This is a genomic window from Iodobacter fluviatilis, assembly GCF_900451195.1.
In the GTDB taxonomy this organism is placed as follows: Bacteria; Pseudomonadota; Gammaproteobacteria; order Burkholderiales; family Chitinibacteraceae; genus Iodobacter; species Iodobacter fluviatilis.
The window spans coordinates 108660-130075 of sequence record NZ_UGHR01000004.1; the positions used below are offsets into that span (position 1 = coordinate 108660).

Below are 21416 nucleotides of genomic sequence, written 5' to 3' on the forward strand. Positions count from 1 at the left end.
AACCCGATTTGAAAGCTTTTACAGTGATTGCTAAATCTTGAACCAAAGAGAGCACAGAGGACTCAGAGTTTCACAGAGAAAAACAGCTTGTTTTGATTTTCTCTGTGGCACTCTGTGCTCTCCTTTTCCTCTGTGGTTCAAGATTTTGCTCATTTCTTGACCAGCAGAGGCATTTTGCCACGTTATTATTTTTTCCTTAATAATGGCAAGCACATCACCATGAGTTCGTCCCACACTTCGCCTTTGCCTATGCCCTTATTCATCTGATCGATGAGGGCGGCGTGGGCGAGGGCAGTTTTTAGTTGGGCGGCTTTTACTCGGGCGAGCGCTGGCTCGACTAGCTTTTGTTTTTCGCCCCAAATACGTAATTCTTTAAATAACTGTGCGGTGGGCGTGCCGCGTTGTTTGCCAAGGCCTAGGCGATAGAGGGTACGGATTTCTTCCGCCAATGACCATAGCACTAAATGCGGGGCTTCACCTTCGGCGCGCAGGCCTGCCAGCATACGGGCAAAGCGGGTGGCATCCCCTGTAAGTAAGGCTGCGCCCAGCTGAAACACATCGTAGCGCGCCACGTTCGCAACGCTGGCTTGTAAATCGCTGACGCTGATTTCACCCTCTGGATGCAGCAGAGCCAGCTTTTGGATTTCTTGAAAAGCGGCCAGCAAATTGCCTTCAACCCGGTCTGCTAAAAATTGCAATGCTTCGGGGGAGAGTTTTTGCTGCTGGCGGGCCAGTCGACCGGCTATCCATTCGGGTAACTGGCGGTGTTCGATATTTTTGGCTTCCAGCACTTCGCCTTTGGCCGCCAGCGCTTGAAACCATTTGCTGTTCTGGCCCGTTTTATCAAGCCGCGGGCAGGTGACTAAGGTGATGGTGTCGGGCGGCAGGCGCTGGCAATAGGCTTCAATGGCTTTGCCGCCATCGATGCCGGGCTTGCCCGTGCTGATGCGCAGCTCGATGAGTTTTTTATCTGAAAAGAGCGAAAAAGAATTGCCCTGCATTTCCAGCTCAGACCATGCAAAGCCGGGCTCTACGGTGAGCACTTCACGCTCTGCATAGCCAGCAGCTCTTGCTGCATCTCTGATTTGCTGCGCAGCTTCGAGCACCAGCAGGGTTTCATCGCCGTGCAGGGTGTAAAGTCCGGCGAGGCCTTTGCTCAGGTGGCGGGGCAGATCATCAGGGCGCATGCTTAATCCTTACGCTGATGGGATGAGGATGATTTACGGCGCATCTTTCAATTTGGCCAGTGCGCTGATGCGGCGCAAAATTTGCTGGGCTGCGTCTTGCTGCATATCGGTGATCAGAAGCCCTGCTTCCGCGTCTTTACCTAGGCTATTGTTTTCGTCGTAGCTGTAATCGCGGTTGAGCTGCAATTTGCCATTTTCAATCAGCTGCTGCTCACCGGCCTGCACGCTGTAATTAACGCGATAAAACAGACGGTATTCGCTAACCCGGCCCGCATTATTTACCGTAAGCACTTTTTGCTCGGTGCTTTCATTGATGATATGGATCACCACGGCGGCTTTGCTGCTTGTGACGGTGACACCCGGCAGAGTGGTCAGGCTTTGTTTTAGCTGATATGCAACACTGGTTTCCCCTAGCACAAAGGCGGTGGAGTAAGGGAAGGTGCCCGGCCCGGTGCCGCGCAAATGAAAGCCGCAGCCTGTCAGCAGGCCAAACAGAAGCATAGAGATAAAGGCTTTAAGCATAGGTTTGCCCATGGTTAGCTGCGGGTTGGATAAATAGCCGGTCATGGCCGTTGAAACCCGCGTATTAATTGCCCGCAGGTTTCAACGGCCATGCCGCTGTGGCCTTTTAAACCACAATACTGACTAAACGGCCAGGTACAACGATGATTTTCTTCGGCGTGCCTTCGATAAACTTCTGCACATGCTCATGGCTCAACGCCAGCGCCTCAATTTGCTCTTTTGGCGTGTCCTTGGCAACGCGAATGCTGCCACGCAGTTTACCGTTGACCTGAATCATCATTTCAATTTCGTCTTGCACCAGCGCTGCGGTGTCAACAACTGGCCAACTTTGGTTCAGTAAGTTGGAGCCTGGCACCAGCGCTGCCCAGATTGCTTCGCAAATATGCGGCACGATAGGGGCAAGCAGAATAGCAGCGGCTTCCAGTACTTCCTGAGCGATTGCCTTGCCGGATGCATCTGCCAGTTGGCCTTTATTAAGCATGCCGGAGTAAGTATTTAGCAGCTCCATGACCGCTGCAATCACGGTGTTAAATTGCTGACGGCGGCTGTAGTCATCGCTGATTTTAGCTATGGCGGTGTGCAGGGCAAAGCGCAGTGCTTTTTGCTCCTTGCTGATTTCACCCGCTGTATATTTAGCCACCACGCCAGAGCTGACATGATCAAACGACAGCTTCCAGAAGCGTTTCAGGAAGCGGTGAGCGCCTTCGGCACCGGCATCAGACCATTCCAGAGATTGCTCTGGTGGCGAGGCAAACATCATAAACAGGCGGGCGGTATCTGCACCGTACAGCTCGATTAGCTCTTGCGGATCAACGCCGTTGTTTTTGGATTTGGACATTTTTTCGACGCCCGCTACCATCACTGGCAAGCCATCGGCCTTGCTGGTGGCCGAAATCATTTTGCCCTTGGCATCGCGCTCGATTTCTACATCGGCAAAGTTAATCCAGTCTTTGCCGCCGTTATCCATATCGCGGTAGAACGTTTCGCACACCACCATGCCCTGTGTAAGCAGCTTTTTAAATGGCTCATCGCCAGAAACTAGGCCTTCGTCACGCATCAGCTTGTGGAAGAAGCGCGCATATAAAAGATGCAGAATGGCGTGCTCAATTCCGCCGATATACTGATCAACCGGCAGCCAATGATCGGATGCGGCTTTGTCTACTAGGCCAGTTTCGCATTTTGGTGATGCGTAGCGGGCGTAATACCATGAGGATTCAACAAAGGTATCCATGGTGTCGGTTTCGCGCTTGGCAGCTGCGCCGCACTTAGGGCATGTTGTTTCGTAAAACGCTGGCATACGGGCCAAAGGCGAGCCAGCACCATCTGGAATCACATTTTCTGGCAGTACAACCGGCAAATCTTGCTCTGGTACGGGTACATCACCGCAGGCATCGCAATGAATAATAGGGATTGGGCAGCCCCAGTAGCGTTGACGGCTAATACCCCAGTCGCGCAGGCGATACTGAGTTTTGGGTGCGCCAGCATTTTGAGCGGACAATTTAGCCGCCATAGCATCGTAAGCCTGCTCGAAATTCAGGCCATCAAACTCGCCGGAATTAAACAAGATACCGTGCTCGCCGTAGGCATCTTGCCAAGGCTCAGCCACATCGCGGCCAGCAGAGGTTTCGATTACGGCTTTCAGTGGCAGATTGTATTTATGCGCAAAGGCAAAATCGCGCTCATCGTGCGCAGGCACGGCCATGACCGCGCCGGTGCCGTAGTTCATCAGCACATAGTTGGCTACCCACACTGGCAGTAAATCGCCTGTTAGCGGATGGCGTACTTTATGGCCAGAATCCATGCCTTTCTTTTCCATGGTTGCCATATCGGCTTCAGCCACAGAGCCGCTTTTGCATTCGGCAATAAAGGCTTGCAAGTCAGCATTGCCCACGGCTGCTGAAGTGGCCAGCGGGTGCTCGGCAGCCACGGCCACATAAGTTGCACCCATCAGGGTGTCGGGGCGGGTGGTGTAAACGGTGAGTGATTCAATCTCGTCTGATGCTTCTGCCAGCGGGAAGGTCACATCCATACCGCGCGATTTGCCAATCCAATTGCGCTGCATGGTTTTAACCTGCTCTGGCCAGCCATCCAGCTGATCCAAGTCTTGCAGCAATTGCTCGGCGTAATCGGTAATCTTGAAGTAATACATTGGGATTTCGCGCTTTTCAACCACAGCGCCAGAGCGCCAGCCGCGGCCATCCACTACTTGCTCGTTCGCCAGCACGGTTTGATCTACCGGATCCCAGTTTACGGTGCCGCTCTTTTTATAAATCACGCCTTTTTCAAATAGGCGGGTAAACAGCCACTGCTCCCAGCGATAGTAATCTGGCTTGCAGGTGGCAATTTCACGATTCCAATCGACAGCCAGGCCCAAAGATTTGAGCTGGGTTTTCATGTATTCAATATTGGAATAAGTCCACTCTGCAGGCGCTACGCTGTTTTTCATGGCCGCGTTTTCAGCAGGCAGGCCAAATGCGTCCCAGCCCATAGGCTGCATCACATTAAAACCATTCAAAGCGTGGAAGCGTGAGAGTACATCGCCTATGGTGTAGTTACGCACATGGCCCATGTGGAGCTTGCCACTTGGGTAAGGGAACATCGATAGACAATAGTATTTAGGCTGACCGGCCTTTTCGATGGCCGCAAAAACCTGATTTTTTTCCCAATGCTGCTGGGCCGCAGCCTCGATGTCAGACGGTGTATAGAGCTCGATCATGCCGGAAATCCCGTTGTACTTACACAAAGCCGATGATTATATCCCGAATGTCTGGATTTCGGGTTTCAGAAGGAAGCTGATATGCGTTTAGTGCTTTTAATGGGTTTATTACTCGCCTCTCTTGCCCATGCTGGGCCCGCCATTGTGGAATCCGTGCAGCTGCCTGCATGGGTGGAGCGCAGCGAGATAAAAAAACCACTCTCACCCCAGATGCAGCTTTTACCAGGAGACCGGATCACGACCGGGGCAGGGGCAAGGGTTTACTTGCTGCTACCCGAAGGGAGCCGGGTGAAGCTGGGCGAAAATGCGCATTTATTCCTTGATCAACTTAATGAAGCCAATGGCAAAGAGGGGAGTGTTTTTAAGGCTGCGCTAAAAATGGTGACCGGCGCTTTTCGCTTTACGACCAATGCATTGAATAAAAACAGCCAGCGTGAGGTGAAAGTCACTGTGGCCGCCGTAACAGCGGGGATACGCGGTACCGATTTATGGGGCAAGGCCGATAGTGATAAAGACGTGGTGTGCCTGCTGGAAGGCAAAATATCTGTGGCAGCAGAGGGCAGGCCGCAGGTGGAGCTGAACGAGCCTTTAAGTTTTTATATTGCCCCGCATGATCAGGAGCCTCTGCCCGTTGGGAAAGTAGAGCCAGAAAAACTAAAAAAATGGGCGGCAGAAACCGAAATAGAAAACCATGCCGGTGTACTTGCTGAAAAAGGACCGTGGCGTATTACCTGGGCCAATTACGCCAGCGCAGACGAGGCTTTGGTGCTTTATGATCGCTTGCAGCAGGCGGGGTATCCGGTAAAAATTCGCAGCCAGGCTAGGCGCTATCGGGTGGTGTTGGCGGGCCTCACATCAGAAGCAGATGCTAGGGCCGTGGTGGGTAAAGTGCACGCACAATTTACCACTCCGCTGGCAGAGGTTAGACGTTAGCTTACGATTTTAACTTACAATTGTTTCGAGTGGTTGATGTTTAAAATACACTGAAGCAATTAATTAATTACTAATTATGTAAAAAATATTTGTTTTTTTCTTAGAGCTACAGCCGCAATGCACTAGATTGATATAAATCCCGTCTGGGTCGGGCTATTGATTGAGGTGCACTATGTTTTTTAAGCAAAGTCGGCTGATTAGCCAATTAGACAGCGCGGCCGAAGCGGCTTTGCGTGGAGATATGCCACGTTGGACCATGGATGGCGACGAGAAGCTGCGAGCGATTGGCGATAAATTACATCGCATCTGGCATAAAACCAGTGAAGAGCTTTCTGCTGCCCTGCATGAAAAACGCGCTTTACATGATGAATTAAGCGCTTTGCAGGAAGAATTAGCCAGGGAACAAGCGCAGTACACGGCTTTAGAAACACGTTTTGATCTGGTGAACCGGGCATCAAGTGAAGGCCTTTGGGATATGAGCGTGGTGGCGGGTGATCCGGTTAATCCCGCTAATGTATTCTGGTGGTCGCCTACCTTTAGGCATTTGCTGGGGTTTAGCGATGAGCGGGATTTTCCCAATGTGCTGGGGAGCTGGGCTAACCTTTTGCACCCTGAGGATAAAGACACCACACTAACTGCCTTTGCCGATCACTTAAATGACAGAAGCGGACGCACTCCTTACGATATTGAATACCGCCTGCAATGCAAAGATAAGCAATATCGCTGGTTTAGGGCCAGAGGGGCCACTCAGCGTAATAGCGAAGGCGTACCGCTCAGAGTGGCTGGCTCTTTAGAGGGAATCTCCCTGCGTAAAAAGCACGAGGCCGAACTTGATAAAACTCTGACCCGATTCGAGCTAAGTAGCGCAATGCTGTCTGAAGGCCTGTGGGATATGGAAGTCGATGTGGATAACCCGGTTAACCCGCAAAATGCTTTCTGGTGGTCAGAGCAATTCAGGTCTTTATTGGGTTTTCATTCGGTGAACGAGTTTCCAGATGTACTGGAAAGCTGGGCCAGCCGCCTACACCCGGATGAAAAGCAAGGCGTGCTTGATGCATTTGCCGCGCATTTAAACGATAAAACCGGCAAAACCCCCTACGACATCGAATACCGCCTGAAGTGTAAAAACAACGAATACCATTGGTTTCGCGCCAGAGGCAAAACCCGCCGCGACAGCAATGGCGCAGCGCTGCGCGTGGTGGGGGCTTTGGCCGCCATCGATGCCGAAAAACAATCCGAAGCACTGAGCGGCGAAAGCTCGCAAAGGCAAAGCTTAGAAAAAAGCCTGGCCGAAATCGCCACCATTGTCGGTACGATTAAATCGATTGCCGATCAGACCAATCTGCTGGCGCTGAACGCCGCCATCGAAGCCGCCCGCGCCGGAGAAGCAGGCCGTGGCTTTGCCGTGGTGGCCGATGAAGTCAGAAAACTAGCAGAAAGAACCAGTGCCGCAACGCTGGATGTAGAAAGTTTAGTCAGACAGAGTAAGTAAAGCTGCGAATGTGAAAATGGCATCGATGGCTGCAAGCGTCGATGCCATAGCGGTGTTTACCCAAGTTCTACATATCATTGATGGCAGCCAAGCCGCGGTTGACCACATCCATACATTGTTTCTCATCCAGAATGTTTTCAATTCCACCTTGCTTATCAAAGCATTTGCAGCTGGTTTTTTTAGCGTTTGTTGCGCAGCCGCTGATACTGGCTAAACGCTGCCTGCGCTTATTATCTGCGGCATATTCTTTGGCTTTTCGTTCGTTATCTTTTTGAATTTGTTCAAGTGCTTTGGTGGTGCTTTGTATTGCGCCGTCCGTGATACCCCGGCTGATTTCACGCGAGGTATTTTCAATTACACCTGCGTGGGTGTTCAGCGTTATTAATGTTAGGCAAGCAAGTAATCGTCGTTGCATATCTTACCTGTTGAGTTTGGTTTTGGTGAGTATTATAGCTATGCTATATGGTTGTTATCTTACTTATTATTTTCATTGTTTGTTGGTTCTTTGGTGCGGGTTGGGTTTATCGACCAGCGCTGAGCCATGCCGCTAATTACACGTTACCTACTCGATTATTGCTCTTCAGCTTATTAGCGGTCCCGAATCGTGGGTTACGCCTGCGGCTAATCTGCCCTACAGGGCGGCCATTTTATGGGGGTATATTTTGTTAGGACTCATGCTGACCACCGAGGAACTTGAACGTGCAAGATGTTACGTTGAGGAGTTGCGTCTGTCCGTCCACGGGCTTGATCTGCCGAGCTCCAATCGCATGCGCGCTGCAGGTTCGTGCTTCGCAATTGCGCAAGATCATCACCATGCAATCGTTCTACTTATTCAAGAAAAGCTTTTCGCTTCGTCTTTCGCTCTCCTTCGAGTCGAATTTGAAGCGTATATCCGTGGCGAGTGGCTATCACAATGCGCAAGCGATCCGATCGTTGATTCCTTTCTTCGAGGAAAAGAACCCCCTAAAGTCGATTGCCAGCTGGCTGAGCTAGAAATGCTCGAATCATTTAACGAAAAGCGTCTGTCGCAAATCAAGCAACAGACATGGAAATCAATGTGTGCCTATACGCATACTGGGGGTCTCCATGTGCAGCGCTGGAACACGGAGGATGGAATCGAAGCAAATTACACCCGAGATGAAGTTCTTGAAGTGCTGAAATTCGCTGAAATCATTGCCTCATGGTCTGTAATCGGCGTTGCGCGACTAGCTAGTAATGATGAGTTGGCGGTACGAACTTTTGAGGGCTTTAAGAGACGGCTAGAGGAGTGAGTTCTAACTCGGTGCTGCCTCTCGCATGCCTGAATCGCGGGTTGCACCTGCGACTATAGATGGTGGTTATTCTGATACTTAAGGATAGCAAAAGGTAAACCTAGGACTAACCTCAATACTTCCGCGCCTGCGGCTAACCCGCCCTATAGGGCTCATGTCAAACGTTAGAGTCAAATGAGTAAACTATCGAAAATCATCATTGTTCTGGCTATATTGGCTATCGTATTTGTTACTGTGCCTCTCTGGTTGCCAGTCGTCGCCTATGGGCCTTTGATTGTTGTGAGTTGGGCTCTAGGCGGGCATTGTCGAGATGCTCCAGTTCTTTTGCTGCTTAAGGGGGAAGAATGCTCACGGAGTGCAGAGTCGGTGGTCACTCGCGAAAATGCGAACGAACCGGTGGGTAGTCCACCAGATTGCCCGCTTGTCCATGCAATGTCCTTTAACAACTCGGTAGTGTTCAGTGAACTAATTTCTAAGGGCGCTAAGCCTGCGCTGTGCAAAGGGGGGCCTGACAGGGTCTTTGAAGTAGCGGCAAACTGCAAACACGAACCCGAGAAAGCTCGTCAGATATTTGCTGAGCTTGAGCGGATAGGTGTCCGACATACGGATGCAAACCGACTTTTGATTTCACAAGCCAAGGAAAACTGCGTTCCGGGCATCGAACTCGCTATGATGCAGGGAGCTGATGCAAATGTGGTGGGGGTAGAAGGCTTGGCGGCGCTTCAGTACACAACGAGAGTGGCCGACGATGAGTCAATCGCAGCGACTGCCGTGTTAGTAAGATTTGGCGCAGACCCAATGCGACGCCCTTCTCAGGGTAATTCAGTTTACGTGGAGGCTCGCGAGCGGCTACACAATGCAGGGAACTGGAGTCGCCTCGAGTCGGCAATGACAACCACTACGGATAAATGAAATCAGACCATGCTTTTAATGTGAAATACACGTGGTCTGACTTTTTTCTATTTACCGATCTGTTGCTACGGACTTTGTTAGCCCTGTAGGGCGGGTCAGTTGCATTAACCCGCGCTGAGCGATGCGCTAATCACAAATCACCTCCTCATTGCCACCCAGCTAGTCTTGTTTGAGTCGCGGGGTTACGCCTGCCGCTAAGCCGCTCTACAGTTTTTTTGTATAAACCTGTTTCATTTCTTAGTAATAAAAAAAACAATAAATTAATACATTAAACTGACAAGTTTATGTAAATTGCGTAAAGCTACGGGTGTAGTATGACGGCATAAATCTGGCTGCACCTTGTGGGTGTTTATCTTTGCTGTTACTTGGGAAAAGCGATGAATATCGTAGAGAAGCAAGTTGTGATTGCCGCTGCACCTGAAACGATTTTTCGTATTTACCAGGATGTTGATAACTGGAAGGCATGGGATCCGGATACGAAGTCTTCTTCATTAAAAGAGGGCTTAACGCTTGGTTCTAAGGGGCGTTTAACGCCCACCAAGGGCAACACGGTGCCTATGGAAGTGACGGCGATTGAGCTTAATCGGCACTTTACGGTAAGCAGCAAGACCTTCTTGTATCGCATGGATTTTGATCACGAGTTGGTGGCCGTTGAGGGCGGTACTAGAGTGGTACATCGTGTGACATTTGCTGGGCTGCTGAAACCTCTATTAATTAGAATGCTTGCCCCGCTGGTGGATAAGGGCCTGCCCATTACCCTGCAAAGACTTAAAGCGCAGGCAGAAGGCGCTCAGGCTGAGCATATTTAATTGGGTATTAGACATGCTATAAGTGATAGCAATTTAAAAAGGCGACGCCAGCTCAATATTTAATTGAGACAGCATCGCCTTTTTAAATAGATTAATTAGCCATTTACTGCAGTTTGGGTTTTATCTTTGGCAGACCAAATACGGTAGCGTAATTCAACGCCTTCAGGCACATAAATAACCATGGGTAATTTATAGTTATAGCGGTGCAGCTCTTCTGAATAGACGCTGACAAACGCTTGTTTTTTAGGCGTATTTGGAGGGCATGCCATCATGGTGCTGATGCCTGGTTGAATCTGTGGCAATACCCAGTAATCATATCCCCAGCCCTGAGCGGTTTCTTTTTTCAATTGCCCACCCAGATTTTTGGTATTGCAATCGACTTCCATTATTTTGCCTGGCAATAATTGCACCCGATACAGCTCCGGGTTTTTAACTTCAGGCAGCTGAATCACTTTGCGCACAAAGCCTGCTTCTGGTGCAGGAAAGGCTTTCATTGGATCCGGGCTTGCGGCAAAGCTGCAGGCGCAGGTGATGGCGGTCAGGATGGAAAGTTTAATTTTCATTTAATCTTCCTTAAGCGTTTATTGGATCATCTTTATTGCAGGGGCATTGCCTGATTGATAAGGCATCATATTGATGATCTGCTTTAAAGAGTAGCAACTATTTACGGAAAGTTAATGATATTTCTCACATTTCTAATGCAAAGAAAGGGCTGTTTTTTCTATTTATTTTAAAAATAATAAACATTATTTATTTAGCTTAATCGCCACTTCTTTTTGCACGCATTCTTTGCGTGATCCGCCTGCAGTATCTACTTTAAAGCCACATGCTTTGGCGATGATATAGCCTTTGCCTTCCGGATTATTGCTTAAAAATGAATTGACCGAAGTCGGCACGCCAGACAGAGAGATATTGTCTTTGTCTTTTTCCCATTTCAGAGTTGCTCTGGCGTTTTTTTCCGGGTTGAGTGTAAGAAACAAATCGGTATCTTCCTCGCTGACCAGTGCATCTTTACTGAGGTAAAGATTAAAAGTAACTGCATCTACCGCTTTTGCATCCCATTCCACCATGAATACGCCGTCGTTAATCGGGGTGATGCCGCTGGTGTCTTTGTCTCCGGCAAGCACTCGCAGGGCATTGATTGTGGGCACGGTATCGACGGCAACAATATTGATGCCGTCGCTATTGACGGTGACATCACCCCCTCCGCAAGCCACTAAAAGTGAGCAGAGGGTGCTGATCAGTAAGATGGATTTCATGGGGCGTTTGTCCGAGTCAGGCTTTGATGTGGGCAATATACAGCGGCAATCTCTTGGTATATGTAATCGTTTATTTTTTCATCCAGCCATCCCATGCGGGGGGCTCGCTCATTTGGGCGGGCAGAAAGTCGATAAAGCTGCGGATTTTGGCAGAAAGATGGCGGCGGCTGGGGTAGACGGCGTAGAGGGCCAGCTCTGGCGTGGCGTAATCGGGCAGTAGGATTTCCAGCGCGCCGCTGGCTAAGTCCTCACCAATTAAAAAGCTTGGCTCGCAAATAATGCCTTCCCCTGCTAGAGCAGCACGGCGCAGCAGATCGCCATTATTAGCGCGAAAATGCCCGGCTACTTTTACCGTGATATCGCCATCTGGCCCGCTAAAATCCCATTCGCCCCGGCGTGTGCCATGGGTGTAAATCAGGCAGTTATGGTTGGCTAAATCGGCAGGGGAGAGCGGCCTGCCATGCTTGGCCAGATAGCTGGGTGCTGCGGCCGTAACAATACGAATCGTCGCCAAACGCCTTGCCACCAGCGTATCGGTGATCTGGCTTGAGATGCGCAGCGCCAGATCAAAGCCTTCTTCGACTAAGTCTACGCTGCGGTCGGTCAGCTCGACTTCTACGATGACATCGGGATGGGCCTGTTGGTAAGCCGAAATCAGCGGGGAGAGGTGTAGCTGGCCAAAAGACACCGGCACATTAATCCGCAGCAGGCCAAAGGGCCGCTGGCCTTCCTGCCCCAGCTCCGATTCGGCCTCGGCCACATCGCCTAAAATCTGTAAACAGCGCCCATGGTAAAGCCGCCCCGCTTCGGTGAGGCTGAGCTTGCGGGTGCTGCGCTGTAATAGACGGGTATTTAAATGTGCCTCCAGCTCGGCAACCAAACGTGATACTGCGCTGGTGGAGATATCCAGCTGATCGGCAGCCTTTACAAAACTACCCGCGTCAACCACCCGGGTGAAGATTTGCATGGCGGTGAGTTTGTCCATGATGGTGGCTCGTGTTGGGGCGGGGTGAGGCCCGCCGTAATTAAAGTCAAAAAGATCTTTTGCTTTGGGCCACAGCCAATGCCCATCCAATTATCCCATATTCAGGGATAATTATTTGAGGATATCTGTATTTATCCCTCAAGAGGCAATCGTCATACTGCACTCCATCGATGCCAAACACATGGCGCAAACCACTGGAGATTCAAAATGATTGATCACAAAACCGCCCCATACGCAGCCCTTTTTCTTCGCACGGCTCTGGCCATTATGTTTCTGGCTCATGGCTTAACTAAAGTGTTTGTGTTTACTCTGCCAGGCACGGCGCAGTTTTTTGCCTCGGTAGGCTTTCCTGGCTGGATGGCTTATCCGGTAGCGGGGGCTGAGGTGTTTGGTGGCTTATTCCTGTTGCTGGGTCTTTACCCGCGTTTAGTAGCAGCGGCCTTGTTGCCGGTATTGATTGGTGCCAGCACGGTTCACTTTGCTAATGGCTGGTCGTTTGGCAATGCCAATGGCGGCTGGGAATACCCCGTGTTTCTGATTGCTGCGGCCCTGGTACAGGTCTTGATGGGCGACGGCGCATTTGCCCTGAAACGCTCACCTCGTTTTGCTGATTAAATAATCGTATGGCGGGTAACCCCAATCCTGCCAACTTAACAGGATTGGGTTTGATTTTTATAGGGTGCGCAAGGACTTCGTCGTTGTACACCCTACAAAAAATGCACCTGCGTGCTGTTTTGAATCTGTGTTTACAGACTTTAGGTTCTTAAAATATCTAATACCAAGGAATTCACCATGTTTCCCAGTTTTTATATTTCTCATGGCTCTCCCATGCTGGCTTTGGATGCTGGGAAAACGGGCCTGGCTTGGCAAGCTTTGGTTGCAGATTTACCTAAGCCTAAGGCGATTTTGATGGTGTCGGCGCATTGGGGCTCTTTACAGCCTGCGGTGGGGGCGGTCAGCCAGCCGGAGACGATTCATGATTTTGGTGGTTTTCCTGCAGAGCTGTTTGATTTGCAATACCCAGCGCCCGGCGCGCCGTGGTTGGCAGAAAAAGTCGCTTCTTTATTAGAGGCCGCAGGTTTGCCAGTGGCCGTTCACCCCAGCCGGGGCTTGGATCATGGGGCCTGGGTGCCGCTCAGGGTGATGTATCCGGATGCCGATGTGCCTGTGGTGCAGTTGTCGATTCAGCCAAGGCAAGGCCCCGAGCATCATTACCGCTTAGGGCAGGCTTTAGCTGGTTTGCAGCAGGAAGGGGTGATGATTATCGGCTCGGGCAGCCTGACGCATAATCTGTATGAAGTAATGGGCGATATTACCGAGGGCGATCCGCGTGTGCCAGCCTATGTGCCTGCTTTCCAGGCATGGATGAATGAAAAGCTCTTGGCAAACGATATCAGCGCCTTACTCGATTACCGCCGTCAGGCACCAGAAGCCAGCCGTGCGCATCCAACAGATGAGCATCTCTTACCGATTTTTGTGGTGATGGGCGCTGCTCAGGGGGAAAAAGTAGAGCGCAGCCATAGTGGAATCACTGGCGGGGTATTGGCGATGGATGTGTATCGCTGGCAGTAAGTTGCTTTGTAGGTTTTAAGTATTTTAAAACCCAGCCATTTGGATTCGTATCGCAGCTAGTAGCAGGGGGCTTAAATCTCCCCTTGAAACACGCAAGCTCCGAACAAGCGGGGCGGGGGATCGCTTGGGAGCGAGGCAGCGAGCCAATCCCGCCCGCCGCCGACTCGATTGTCCACAGTGAAGGGGCCTTCGTGTTATTGGTGTTGTGGCTTCGCTTCCTTTCTTGGCCACACAAAAATCATATAATTCGCGGGACGCCCGCACCTAAATCAACGTGCCGGAGGCACTAAAAAAAGGGGGGGGCAGCGGAAACTTATTTCTGCAACTGCTTTGTCCATTCCTGCAATGCCACCATCTGGGCCGCTACATTTTTGCTGATGGCCTCATCAATTACATTGCCATTAGCATCAAAGCCACCAGCAAAGGCATTGGCAAAGACTTCGGGTTTGGCCAGCGGATGCAGGTTTACAAACACGCAGACTTGGCGCAGATGATATTGCGAGCGTGAGGAACCCATGCCACCCGCGGCACCTAAAATGGCGACTGGCTTGCCGTTCAGCACCTTGTTATCGGCTTCGCGCGATGCCCAGTCGATGACGTTTTTAAGGGCAGGGGCCAGCGAGTAGTTGTATTCAGGGCAGGCTAATACCAGCGCATCGGCCGCTGCAATTTTAGCCAGCAGCTCCAGCAATACCGCAGGGCGATCGCCTGCTGCGATATCCCCGTTATAAAAAGGAATCGCCGAGATATCGACGATTTCTAATTCCATACCCGCAGGTAAATTGGCTTTAGCACAACGCAGCAGACCACTGTTCGTTGAGGCTTTACGCAGGCTGCCAGAGATTCCGATTGCTTTGATAGTCATCTTTAATATCCCTTAGTGAATGATGCGGTGCGCCAACAGTTTGTGCTGTTGCCCGCACATAGAGTGATACGCCGCAGCAATCAAATGTGCAAGCGGGTATGGCCAGATTATATGTGCGATTGATTACAACTAATGCGAAAACGTGCTTGGGCTTGAGTAAGCTGCAAGTGCTTAAGCAGCTTGCAGGCTGACATTATTTAGTACCTGATCTGCAGCCGGGTATTCGGTGTTCATATAAATTTTTACAAAAGAATGCCCCAGTATGTCTTGTGCGGGATGAAAGCCAATGCTGATATTCGATGGCAGTGCGTTTTTTATTATCCTCAGCCCGTTAATCACCTGATCCCAGGATGAGGTGATATAGCTGGAGCCTGGCAACAGATATTGCGCTGGGCTGGCCACACCTACGCTGCTGATTTTGCCCTGTGCGTTGCGCGGGCCGGAAATCAGCATATTTTGCTCGGTATTGGCGTAGAGATTGCCTTGTGAATGCGCAACCAGTACCAGCTTGCGTCCTTCGGCCAGATACTGGCGGTACATTTTTAAATGCTCAGGCAGCTCAGGCATTGAGCTGGTGCTTAAGGCATTTAAATATTTATCGTAAATGTCCTGGCTCATCCAGCCCGCCTGGGTGGTGCCGCCATCAAGCATGCGCCAGAAGTCTTTGACGTTTTGCGTCTCATGTTTTTTTTGCTGGAATACCTGCCACATATCGCTAAAAAAACCATTGCTGGCGTTATAGGCATTGCCATAGACAAAGTCTTTATCCAGTTTTTTGGCCTTCATATTGGCTTTGAGTACCAGCATGCTGGCAACAGAATCATCAAAAGTATTTTGAATGCCATTTACAAAAACCACGGCAGCGGGCGCAGCAAAAACCGGGCTGGCTATTAAAGTGGCAAGCAGGATAAGGCGTTTCAGCATGGTTAGCTCCTGTTTTGTGTCGGGGTAAAGCGTGGTTTCAGTTGTCTAAACGTGCAGGCTGGAAATCGCAGGGCTGATTGCCGGGATCAGCAAAATACTGGCCGGCGGCCAAGGTTTGAAAGCGTAAATAGGCCTCGGTACGCTGGGGTGTGCCCAGCATTTCGGCGCGGGTCTTGAGCAGCTCGTCATACATGGCGTGCACTGTTTTGCCGGTTTTTTGAGTGACGCCCTCGCTCATCAAGCAGGCAATGCCACGGGCAATTTTCTCACCCGCCAGCTTGGCTTGTTCCGGGGTGGATACCTCATAAATGGCGCTGCTCCAGCCCTGGGCCAGCTGGGTAAAAGCGAGCTGGCTGACCTGGGAGGTGGCGTAATGCTGCCTGATATAAGCATTAACCTCATCGGGTACGCCATCGTGATTTTGGTCTTGATCCTTTACCCGCTCTGCTGATCCGGCTGTGGATGCGGCACTAAGCCAAGGGGCTTTTACACTGATGATGCCGGAGGGGGAAGAAGAAGGGGGTGCTGCGGGGGGGGATTGCGCGTCTGCAGGCCATTGTGAGTAAGCGCTCAGGGCAATCAGGGAGGCTGCAGCAATTAAATAAGGCCATTTCATGGCGATAGACCCGGTCAGTTTAAATGTGAATAAAAGCCATTGTTTGATTGCCTCAGGCAAGGGTTTAAGGGCTTGGCATCCGGTGGTGATCAATCCGGGCTTTCACCCGGATTGATACGCTCCGCCTTGGGTATAACGAGATCTTGCCGGTCCAGCTCTTAATAGCCCGATCATCGTTAAATTTAATCATATTGAATATAAGCTATTTGATTTACCTGTTGCGTAAGATACACGCAGGCAAGGTATAAGCATTATTTTGCAGAAATAAGGGCTCCATCGATGACTTGCGCTTGGTTGGTCACACCCACGTGAAGTACGGGTGTGTTGCCCTTGCTAATTTTATCTATGCCCTTAGAAATCACTTCAACAGGCGAGGTGGATGCGTTAATACCAACAGAGACCGAATATTCCCGGCCGCTAAGCTGATGCGTTTCAACCTGGCCGATTGCTGCTTTGCCCGCCGCGGATTCTACTTTAGCGCCGGTCAAAACCGATTTACCGGCTACATCCAGCGTTACACTCTGCTTGCCGCTGATGCCTGATTCGGTTTTTACAATATCGCTGGCGCTATGTTTAATGGCTAAATCAAGCGATGGGGTGATTGATGAGCCTTCTTTATCGTGGCCAAGCAGCGCTTCTTTAATACCATTGCCTGCTTTACGCGCTAGGCCATCTACTTTGCCACCCTCAGATGGGCCGCTAGTGAGTTGCTCTGGCAGGGTGACGCTGCCGCCGTCTTTGGCAGAAAAGCTAACACCTTGAGTGGTGTCGGTTTTTAGGCCTTTGTTAAAGGCGAAGCTTTCGTATTTGTCTGCTACTTTATCTGCTGCCTTACTGACGGCGTCGGTGGCTTTGTTTTTTACGGTATCACCCAGCCCACCTAATTTATCGGCAACTAGGCCTTTGTTACCCTGATGTTTTTCAGCATTCAGGCCAAGGCTGATATCTACCTTGGTGCTGTGGTCTCTGTCTTGCTGGCTGCTCACGATTAAATCACCGCCCACTTTGCCGCTTACCGCATCGGCCTTGATATTGCCGCCCTGAATGCTTACATCTTTGCCGCTATTGATGCTGACCTTGCCCGCATCGATACTGGCATTTTGGTGCTGCAAGATATCTTGCTTATCTACACCCACGGCTACTTTAGCGTTAAAGCCGTAGGTGTCCTTGCCTTCATCTACCTTGCCATTGCTGTCTTTATTAAAGGATTGGCCTGCTTTTGCGCCGCCCCCAATGGCTACATTCCAGTTATTAGCTTCTTTGCTGGATTGGGCAGATTGAATGTTGATGCCACCATTGGCAGCATCCAGCGCCACGTTTTCTGCTTTAACTTGCGTGCCCGTTAGGCTCACTGCATCCTTGGCCGCTGCGCCTGCACTGATCACTACATTGCCCGTACTATTAATGCTGCCTGCAGTCTGGCTATGGGCCGATTCATTCACCTTGCCGATATTAAAATCGGCAGCAAAGTTCACATTGCCGGATGATTTTTCGCTGCTTTCGCTGGAGCCGCCGCCCCCGCTGATATTGCCGCCAATCGCAGATCCGGTTTTGCTGCTGCTATTGTTGCCTGCCTGAAAATCCACCTTGCCGGTGGCTTGTAGCGTGACATCGCCTGCAGCCGTTTGCTTGCCAATCTGTGTGCCTTGCAGGGTCAAATCTTTACCCGATTTAATTTCTACGCCGCCCTTGCCATCTAGGCTGCTAACGATCGCCGTGCTGGATTTACTTTCGCTGCTGTTAATTTGCCCGCCCACACCCGCGCCGCCGCTGGCAGAAGAGCTGACATTTACATTGAGCTTGGCATTGCCACCTACGCTGCTGCTGCTGGCGCTTTGGCTGTTATTCGCCTGATCAAAGCGCACATCGCCACCGGCATGGATGACGGTTTTGCCTTCGCCTGCATTGATTTGGCTTCCCTGATAGCTGGCATGATCTTGCACATTTATATTGATGCCTTGCTTAGCATTGATGCTGCCGGTAACGGCATCCGATTGGCTGGATGCAGTGGTTTGATTGCCACCTTTGCCGCTGGCATTCACATTTACATCTTTACCGGTTTCGGTATAAACCCGCGCATCTGCTTGGCCCTGCACGGTGTTTTGTGTGGACGATTGCGTATTGGCTGCGGCGCTTAAATCATGGCTGCCTGCTTGGATATTTACGGCACCATTTGCCTTGTATTGCGTGGCTTGATCGCTCAGTGCGCCTTTGCTGGTGATATTGATATCTTTGCCGCTGATCTGGCTAACAATCGCCTTGCTGCTGTCGCTGCTGCTTTGGCCATTGCCCGCTTTAACCTGCACATCAATACCTACATTGGGCGCGCCAATTTTGCCTGCCACCGAGGCAATGGCAAGGGTATCGCCGACTTTGCCGGTGATTAGCCCATTAACGGCTTTTTCAACAGGCCGGGTTACTTTGCTGTAATCCACATTGGCGCCGATATCCACACTCCAATTACTGCTCTTGGTATCGGTATGGCTGGTATTGGTGGCGGCTTTGTTATCAATGCTGTCGGCCTTTAGTGCAACATTGCCACCCGCTGCCAGTTGTGAGCCTTCATTACTGATCTTGCCTGCATTGATGTTTAAATCGCCTGCTGTTTTTACCGATGAGGTGTTGGCAGTGGATTTGTTGCTATCGGTTTGTTGGCTGCTTTGGCCTACTTCATAGCCGCTGCCTGCTTTATCAATGCCGCCGGTGTAATAAAAGCCACCGCCGGTGACAGTGCTGCTGGTGCTGGATTTCTCTGTATCTTGCGAGGCGGTAATGGCCACATTCTTGCCACTGATGTCTGCATTACCTGTTGTGGTTTCAACGGTAGAGCCTTTAATGGCCACATCGTTGCCTGCGTTCACGCTAATACTGCCGCCACTGAGCACTGAACCGGTGTTGCTGGTTTTTTCGATATCGGTTTTGGTTTCGGTGTGCTCAATGCGCACGCCAGCCCGATATTGCTTATCGCTTTGTTCTTTGGCGTAGCCGTTCACTTCCAGCTTGGTTTCTGTGCCCTTGCTGGTTTCGGCATTGGCGGCGCTGCTGATCTCTACATTGCCTTTGGCGGCAAGGCTGAGCTGGTCTTTTGCCTTGATATTGCTGCCAATCACGGCGATATCTTGGGCAGAAACGATGTTTAAATCGGTATCAGATTGCAAAGTGGATGCCTGATTGGCTTCAACGCTGCTTTTGGTCTGATTGGAGTTGCTGGTGATATTAAACACCGTGCCATTACGCTGATCGATGCTGGTTTTGCTTAAATCATGCGCGCTGTCAATGATTACTCCGCCCGCTGTGGCTTGGGCATAAGCGCCTTGGCTGGCCTTTACCGTGCTGCCATTGATGCGTATGCCTTGCCCGCCAATCAGGCTTAATTTGCCTGCGCTAATAATATTGGAGCGCACATTAATGCTTTGATCTGCGCCATTATTTTTTTCACCCCCGCCGCCTATCCCGCCCCAGTATTTTTGCTGGTTTTGAGTCTGGCTGCTGTTGGCAATGGCCTGTGTAGCAATATTAAGCGTGCCTTTAGCGGCAATCTGGCTGTCTGCACCGGTATTAATCTGTGCGCCCGTGGCATCAATATTGCCTGCGGCGTTGATAATCAGTGATTTTCCGCTTTGCAATGACGTGCTTACTAGGCGCTCGCTGCTGCTGCTGTTATCCCATGAGCCGGTTTGCAGGCTGGCCCCATCGTTTTTACGATTGCCCTTGTCTGATTTGCTATCGCGCTCGACCAAGCCCGCTAGGGCGATATTGCCGCTGGCTGCCAGCTCTAATTGATTAGCAGCTTGAATGCTGCTGCCTTTCAGATTGAGGTCTCCCCCCGTAGCGCTGATTTGAATATCGTTACTGGCTTTAATCCGCGTGCCAATTTGCTGCTCTGTGCTGCTGGATTCGGCCTTGTTATATGCCCAAGAGTTTTTCCATTCATTCTTGCTGCTGCTTTCGCTATTGCTGAGCAGCTGGCCATCCAAATTAACCATGGCTGCGCTGAGGCTTAGATTTTTGCTATCGATATCTGTAGCGGCAAGCGTTGCGGTATGGCTGGCCTTGATACTGATCTCATCGCCTTGGATGCTGCTGCGCTCAATACTGCTTTTGCTGCTGGCAGATTTTTTATCAGTTTCGCCGGTTTTCCAGATAAACCAGCTTTCATCATGGCTTTGGTCTTGCGTGTTTTTAGTGCTGATCTTGCCGCTGCTTTCAATATCTTGGGCTTGCAGGGCAATGGCTTGGCCTTTGAGCTGTGCCGCATTAAGCGCCAGCTTGCCCGCGCTTTCAATATTAAGCGCTTCCTGCCCCTGAATTTGGCCTGTGATATTGACGCCAGCCCCAGCTGCCGTGCTGATTAAATTAACGCGCCCAGCCTGAATTGCGCCAAGGTAATAGCTATCTAAAGAGCCACTCACTGTAGGGGCGGTACTGGTGCTGAGCATTTTGCCGCTGATGCTATCCACCGAATGGTCGAAAGCCACGCTATTAAAGCCAGCCACTGCATTGACGGCATTTTGTGCCTGCACATTGCCGCGCACATCAATACGTGGCGCGATTAAATCCAATACCTTTTCGCCGCGTGCGCCGCCAGTTTGTACCTGCAATAAATTATTATTTTTTGCGGCTTCTAATGATTGGATCTGGCCTTCTTGCACATTGGCATTACCCACCAGTAATGAAGCGCGCGGGGTATTGATAAAGCCGCAGCCATTGCAAGTAATGCCATTGGGATTGGCCAATACATAATCGGCAGCCATGCCAAAGATTTCTTGTTTACCTAATAGCAAGGACGGATTGCGGCTGACCACTTCATTTAAAATCACTTTAGCGGCCTGATTACCCAATTGGCTGTTGGCATTAAGCTGGCCCGCCAATTGTGATTGCCCGGCAATGGTGGAGTTATTTAAAACAGCCCCGGCCGTGCCTACATTAAAGTCTTTAAATTGGTTATGCGATAAACCGGCGGCACTAGGTGCAACAATATTAACCACGGCTGCGCCATTGTTCGCAGTGCTGATTTGCGCCTGCTTTGCGGCATCGCCCCCGGCTACAATCCCGTTGGCTGATACATTTTCTGTCAGCACAAAGGCCATAATGAGTGCGGCAGAGATTTTGCCGCTGATTGATAGATTAAAGTTCATTATTCGTGCCTCTTGAGTTTGTTGAGCAGAGTGCTAATCACCACATGGTTTATCGCAAAAAATTGTTTTGAAGGTGCTATTAGCAAAGGCTAATACAGCCCTGCATGGCTTGCCTAATAGGGTATTCACACTAAAAGTCATTTTTTTTTGAAAACGGGCAAAATAGGGGGTGATTAAGACTCATTGTTCTTTGCAAACGCTTAGTCGCCGCAAAT

At 50.5% G+C, this 21416-nt stretch carries 18 protein-coding genes; 7 read left to right on the forward strand and 11 right to left on the reverse strand.

All coding sequences use genetic code 11. The features are described 5' to 3' along the window. Positions 1-185: 185 nt before the first annotated feature. The 3 genes from holA to leuS all read right to left on the reverse strand — a co-directional run bounded on the left by holA (position 186) and on the right by leuS (position 4425). Positions 186-1187, reverse strand: a complete 1002-nt coding sequence (gene holA / locus DYD62_RS19260; RefSeq protein ID WP_115229151.1) for a DNA polymerase III subunit delta — start codon at positions 1185-1187, stop codon at positions 186-188. Positions 1188-1220: 33 nt separating this feature from the next. Continuing rightward, positions 1221-1754: an LPS-assembly lipoprotein LptE gene (locus DYD62_RS19265; protein ID WP_115229153.1), complete on the reverse strand. Its 534-nt coding sequence runs from the start codon at positions 1752-1754 to the stop codon at positions 1221-1223. 61 nt (positions 1755-1815) lie between these two features. Continuing rightward, complete coding sequence (gene leuS / locus DYD62_RS19270) at positions 1816-4425, reverse strand: leucine--tRNA ligase (protein ID WP_115229155.1); 2610 nt, start codon at positions 4423-4425, stop codon at positions 1816-1818. A gap of 81 nt (positions 4426-4506) precedes the next feature. On the opposite strand from leuS, the gene DYD62_RS19275 reads away from it, so the two are divergent. After that, a complete protein-coding gene (locus DYD62_RS19275; RefSeq protein WP_115229157.1) occupies positions 4507-5358 on the forward strand; it encodes a FecR domain-containing protein in 852 nt (283 codons plus the stop codon). 172 nt (positions 5359-5530) lie between these two features. Continuing rightward, positions 5531-6850: a methyl-accepting chemotaxis protein gene (locus DYD62_RS24325; RefSeq protein ID WP_115229159.1), complete on the forward strand. Its 1320-nt coding sequence runs from the start codon at positions 5531-5533 to the stop codon at positions 6848-6850. A 67-nt stretch (positions 6851-6917) separates the two neighbouring features. On the opposite strand, the gene DYD62_RS19285 is transcribed toward DYD62_RS24325, so the two are convergent. Further along, positions 6918-7265, reverse strand: coding sequence for a hypothetical protein (locus tag DYD62_RS19285; protein ID WP_115229161.1), 348 nt, complete (start codon positions 7263-7265; stop codon positions 6918-6920). Between the two features lie 259 nt (positions 7266-7524). Here DYD62_RS19285 and DYD62_RS19290 point away from each other — a divergent pair, with 259 nt between their 5' ends. The 3 genes from DYD62_RS19290 (at position 7525) to DYD62_RS19300 (ending at position 9842) form a co-directional block, all read left to right on the forward strand. After that, positions 7525-8121, forward strand: a complete 597-nt coding sequence (locus tag DYD62_RS19290) for a DUF6988 family protein (protein WP_115229164.1) — start codon at positions 7525-7527, stop codon at positions 8119-8121. A gap of 174 nt (positions 8122-8295) precedes the next feature. After that, entirely contained in the window at positions 8296-9033 is a 738-nt protein-coding gene (locus DYD62_RS19295) for an ankyrin repeat domain-containing protein (RefSeq protein ID WP_115229166.1), read from the forward strand. A 377-nt stretch (positions 9034-9410) separates the two neighbouring features. Next, entirely contained in the window at positions 9411-9842 is a 432-nt protein-coding gene (locus DYD62_RS19300; RefSeq protein WP_115229168.1) for an SRPBCC family protein, read from the forward strand. Positions 9843-9937: 95 nt separating this feature from the next. Here DYD62_RS19300 and eco read toward each other — a convergent pair whose 3' ends face one another. The 3 genes from eco to DYD62_RS19315 all read right to left on the reverse strand — a co-directional run bounded on the left by eco (position 9938) and on the right by DYD62_RS19315 (position 12086). After that, complete coding sequence (gene eco, locus DYD62_RS19305; protein ID WP_115229170.1) at positions 9938-10405, reverse strand: serine protease inhibitor ecotin; 468 nt, start codon at positions 10403-10405, stop codon at positions 9938-9940. Between the two features lie 183 nt (positions 10406-10588). Continuing rightward, entirely contained in the window at positions 10589-11101 is a 513-nt protein-coding gene (locus DYD62_RS19310; RefSeq protein ID WP_115229172.1) for a hypothetical protein, read from the reverse strand. Between the two features lie 70 nt (positions 11102-11171). Continuing rightward, positions 11172-12086 carry a LysR family transcriptional regulator gene (locus tag DYD62_RS19315; protein WP_115229981.1) on the reverse strand — a complete coding sequence of 305 codons (915 nt, stop codon included), beginning with the start codon at positions 12084-12086 and terminating at the stop codon, positions 11172-11174. Between the two features lie 207 nt (positions 12087-12293). On the opposite strand from DYD62_RS19315, the gene DYD62_RS19320 reads away from it, so the two are divergent. Further along, positions 12294-12701: a DoxX family protein gene (locus tag DYD62_RS19320; protein WP_115229175.1), complete on the forward strand. Its 408-nt coding sequence runs from the start codon at positions 12294-12296 to the stop codon at positions 12699-12701. Positions 12702-12878: 177 nt separating this feature from the next. Further along, positions 12879-13658: a DODA-type extradiol aromatic ring-opening family dioxygenase gene (locus DYD62_RS19325; RefSeq protein ID WP_115229177.1), complete on the forward strand. Its 780-nt coding sequence runs from the start codon at positions 12879-12881 to the stop codon at positions 13656-13658. Positions 13659-13971: 313 nt separating this feature from the next. On the opposite strand, the gene DYD62_RS19330 is transcribed toward DYD62_RS19325, so the two are convergent. The 4 genes from DYD62_RS19330 to DYD62_RS19345 all read right to left on the reverse strand — a co-directional run bounded on the left by DYD62_RS19330 (position 13972) and on the right by DYD62_RS19345 (position 21201). After that, the gene (locus DYD62_RS19330; protein ID WP_115229180.1) at positions 13972-14523 is read right to left on the reverse strand and encodes an NADPH-dependent FMN reductase; all 552 of its coding nucleotides are present in this window, start codon (positions 14521-14523) and stop codon (positions 13972-13974) included. Positions 14524-14694: 171 nt separating this feature from the next. Further along, positions 14695-15447 carry a hypothetical protein gene (locus DYD62_RS19335; protein WP_115229182.1) on the reverse strand — a complete coding sequence of 251 codons (753 nt, stop codon included), beginning with the start codon at positions 15445-15447 and terminating at the stop codon, positions 14695-14697. A gap of 37 nt (positions 15448-15484) precedes the next feature. Further along, positions 15485-16063, reverse strand: a complete 579-nt coding sequence (locus DYD62_RS19340) for a hypothetical protein (protein WP_115229185.1) — start codon at positions 16061-16063, stop codon at positions 15485-15487. A 251-nt stretch (positions 16064-16314) separates the two neighbouring features. After that, positions 16315-21201, reverse strand: coding sequence for a hemagglutinin repeat-containing protein (locus tag DYD62_RS19345; protein WP_115229187.1), 4887 nt, complete (start codon positions 21199-21201; stop codon positions 16315-16317). Between the last annotated feature and the right edge of the window lie 215 nt (positions 21202-21416).

Bases quoted from the DNA above. Each gene is read 5' to 3' on its own strand.
- holA (WP_115229151.1), bottom strand. From the start codon at position 1,187: ATGCGCCCTGATGATCTGCCCCGCCACCTGAGCAAAGGCCTCGCCGGA.
- DYD62_RS19265 (WP_115229153.1), bottom strand. From the start codon at position 1,754: ATGACCGGCTATTTATCCAACCCGCAGCTAACCATGGGCAAACCTATG.
- leuS (WP_115229155.1), bottom strand. From the start codon at position 4,425: ATGATCGAGCTCTATACACCGTCTGACATCGAGGCTGCGGCCCAGCAG.
- DYD62_RS19275 (WP_115229157.1), top strand. From the start codon at position 4,507: ATGCGTTTAGTGCTTTTAATGGGTTTATTACTCGCCTCTCTTGCCCAT.
- DYD62_RS24325 (WP_115229159.1), top strand. From the start codon at position 5,531: ATGTTTTTTAAGCAAAGTCGGCTGATTAGCCAATTAGACAGCGCGGCC.
- DYD62_RS19285 (WP_115229161.1), bottom strand. From the start codon at position 7,265: ATGCAACGACGATTACTTGCTTGCCTAACATTAATAACGCTGAACACC.
- DYD62_RS19290 (WP_115229164.1), top strand. From the start codon at position 7,525: ATGCTGACCACCGAGGAACTTGAACGTGCAAGATGTTACGTTGAGGAG.
- DYD62_RS19295 (WP_115229166.1), top strand. From the start codon at position 8,296: ATGAGTAAACTATCGAAAATCATCATTGTTCTGGCTATATTGGCTATC.
- DYD62_RS19300 (WP_115229168.1), top strand. From the start codon at position 9,411: ATGAATATCGTAGAGAAGCAAGTTGTGATTGCCGCTGCACCTGAAACG.
- eco (WP_115229170.1), bottom strand. From the start codon at position 10,405: ATGAAAATTAAACTTTCCATCCTGACCGCCATCACCTGCGCCTGCAGC.
- DYD62_RS19310 (WP_115229172.1), bottom strand. From the start codon at position 11,101: ATGAAATCCATCTTACTGATCAGCACCCTCTGCTCACTTTTAGTGGCT.
- DYD62_RS19315 (WP_115229981.1), bottom strand. From the start codon at position 12,086: ATGGACAAACTCACCGCCATGCAAATCTTCACCCGGGTGGTTGACGCG.
- DYD62_RS19320 (WP_115229175.1), top strand. From the start codon at position 12,294: ATGATTGATCACAAAACCGCCCCATACGCAGCCCTTTTTCTTCGCACG.
- DYD62_RS19325 (WP_115229177.1), top strand. From the start codon at position 12,879: ATGTTTCCCAGTTTTTATATTTCTCATGGCTCTCCCATGCTGGCTTTG.
- DYD62_RS19330 (WP_115229180.1), bottom strand. From the start codon at position 14,523: ATGACTATCAAAGCAATCGGAATCTCTGGCAGCCTGCGTAAAGCCTCA.
- DYD62_RS19335 (WP_115229182.1), bottom strand. From the start codon at position 15,447: ATGCTGAAACGCCTTATCCTGCTTGCCACTTTAATAGCCAGCCCGGTT.
- DYD62_RS19340 (WP_115229185.1), bottom strand. From the start codon at position 16,063: ATGAAATGGCCTTATTTAATTGCTGCAGCCTCCCTGATTGCCCTGAGC.
- DYD62_RS19345 (WP_115229187.1), bottom strand. From the start codon at position 21,201: ATGAACTTTAATCTATCAATCAGCGGCAAAATCTCTGCCGCACTCATT.